The sequence below is a fragment of the Bacillus cereus group sp. N6 genome, assembly GCF_016483705.1.
Lineage (GTDB): Bacteria > Bacillota > Bacilli > Bacillales > Bacillaceae_G > Bacillus_A > Bacillus_A wiedmannii.
In genome coordinates this window covers 1-2,841 of sequence record NZ_JAEHBI010000133.1, presented here as the reverse complement: position 1 = coordinate 2,841, position 2,841 = coordinate 1, and the positions used below count along the sequence as shown (strand labels likewise).

Below are 2,841 nucleotides of genomic sequence, written 5' to 3'. Positions count from 1 at the left end.
GATAATCTTACATATTTGTAAGGATTACGTAAGGAAAATGGATAGTAGTCTGTATTCATTCATAGTACTATATGAAATATAATAACTAAAAGAGGGAGAAATGATTTTGAAAAATAAACACATGCTGCATATATGTAGTGTATGTATAGGTGTGATCTCACTACTAACAATACCTATTTATAGTTCGGCAGAGGAAGTTACTTCTAATCAACAGTGCCATGCTACAAATCCATTGGATTTTCATTCCACATGTAAATCAGAAGCAACAGCTTGGGGGAATGAACTATTTAACTTGTGGAATAAATTGACTCCACAAGTAGAAAAAGATGCGATACGGGGTTATACTGCGATGGATTATAGCAGGATTAACGGATATCTTCGTTCAGATTATTATGATATTCTAGATCAAGAAAAAATAGAGAAGAGTATTAAACTGATAGATCGAGCTTTTTCTAGAGTGAGACTACATGATGACATAATCGTCTATCGTCGAGTAAGTGAAAGTGCATTCGGATTACCAGAAAACTCACTAGTGAAACATATTGTAAAAGAGGATGATCCAGTTAATGGCACTTCAAAGGTAGATAAGGAGAGCCTAGAATTCTTTAAAAATAGGTTTCAAGGAAAATATAAAAAAGATCCAGCTTATATGAGTACGAGCATTGTGAAAGATGCTGCCGAAGGATTTAGTGAGGCTCCTATTTTAATGAAAATTCATGTTCCTACAGGTGTTCCCGCTATATATGTAGACCCTTTAAGTAATTTTTCTGGAGAAATGGAATTACTTTTACCGAGAAATAGAGCGTATCAGGTTACAAATATATCACCAGTCATTGAAAAAGAGAAAGAATATGTCATGTTAGATATTGAGATTTTAGATATCTCATCTAATTATCGTAATAAACGTGCTGTCGACATCATGTATGAAGACAGTTTACCATCGCTATCAAAATAGATGTATAGTATGGTAAGAAATGAACAAGTTTTTATATTTTTACTATCGTTATAATGTGTGTAAAGATCATACACAAAAGGAACGTCCATAGGACGCGTTCGTACAGGTTACAAGGTGGTGAACAAAGAAACAGGGTATACATGAAGAGGAATGATAATTCCATCAAGGGGATGTTATAAAAAGATAGGTGCATCTTTTCGTTTGGCGCAGGTAAATTACATAGATACGAAATACTGAGGTAACCAGTACTTGTATTCTGGGCTGATTATACTAAACAAAAAGAAAGGAGTACATCCATTCCTATTAAGAAGGGAATGGATGACATAGCTTATGTTTACGCATCAACGACAACAAGAAATTCTCAACATGTTATTACAAAATCCAAGATGGCATACATTAGACGAACTTGCCGAACAGGCTCACTGTGCAGTGAAAACCGTTCGAAGAGATTTACACTATTTAAAAGATCAGCTTCCATCGGAATGGCACATCCAGTTGTTGAAAGGAAAAGGTGTGAAATTATACAAACCACCGCATTCGTCTCAAACCAGCATATATTCTTTTTTTCAGCGAGAAGATATGCGGTTTCGGGTGCTAAATCAACTATTTCAGGGACAAGTTCATACAATAACGCAATTAGCGGATTCGTTATATGTACAAGTATCTACCTTATCTCCGGTGTTCTGTCGTGTGCAAAGGTACCTTCGTCATTTTGATTTAGAGTTGCATAAGAGGCCCTTACGTATCGTGGGGATAGAAGCACATATTGTATATATGTTTTACGAGTTATACTTTACCACATATGGATGGGAAGAATGGCCTTTTCCTGACGAAATAGATGTCTTTTCTTATCTTATACAAATAGAACGAGAGCTAGACATAAAATTTTATCCCACTTATAAACAACGAATCGCCTATTTATTGGCTGTGGCGATTCAACGGAAAAAACAAGGATACGAAATGAAAATATTGCCGATTCATGAGGCAATAATTATGGAGACACCTTTTTACCATAAAATAAAAAAGCTCCCCGCGATTTTATGCGACGTTTCACTGACAAGAGCTGATCAAGTTTTCATAACGATCGCTGTGAATTGTTGTATGTTCATTCCTTCTAATCGTGATCAGTATAAGCAAGACATTTTGCAACTTTTTTATGAAGGAACCGCCACTGTGTATCAGTATGCACAGGATTTAGTAGAACGATTAGAAAAAAGGTTTGACATGCCTTTACATCAAGATGAAGAATTTTTGTTTTGTTTCTTGCAATATATCAGACAAATTTCTTACCGTAGCCAGTTTATTCCCACTCTTACCTCTCCTTCGTCTGAATGGCAGGAACAAATCAAACAGAAACATGCGAAAACATTTCAAAACGTTCATTCGGTTTATACCGAGTGGATGAGAGAACATCCTTTTCTGCAGCAAGCAAATGAAGAAGATATCTTAGCCATTACACTTCAATTAGAAGCGACATTTCAGTTATCGCAAACCTATCGTAAAAAGGTACTTTTGTATTTGGGGGATTCTATTCTATGGAAACGATATATACAAGGTGTACTCTATCATGAATTTGGAAATACTTTAGCCATTGTACCCGAAGAAGTGTTAGATATTCACAACTATGATGTACAACAGTTAGGGATAGATGGGATTATCAGTACCATTCCAGTAGAAGAAAGGGAGCTCCCTATTTTACAAATCTCAGTGGTTCCGACTCGAAGAGAGTTAGACGATATTCAAGAATTCTTACACGAAAAGTGAGGCCTTTTTTTATGAGAACGATCTCATAAATGTGCGAAAATTACCTTTGTCAAAAGAACTTTTCGTACGAATCATTTTTCTCCCTTTTCGGTATAATGAATATCTCTACAATACATATTATT

At 35.5% G+C, this 2,841-nt stretch carries 2 protein-coding genes; both read left to right on the top strand.

The features are described from left to right. Positions 1-100 precede the first annotated feature (100 nt). A complete protein-coding gene (locus JDS99_RS30290; protein WP_199696426.1) occupies positions 101-955 on the top strand; it encodes an ADP-ribosyltransferase in 855 nt (284 codons plus the stop codon). A gap of 330 nt (positions 956-1,285) precedes the next feature. Beyond that, positions 1,286-2,719 (top strand): BglG family transcription antiterminator, encoded by a 1,434-nt coding sequence (locus JDS99_RS30285; protein WP_199696425.1) that lies wholly within the window; start codon positions 1,286-1,288, stop codon positions 2,717-2,719. The last annotated feature ends 122 nt before the right edge of the window (positions 2,720-2,841 follow it).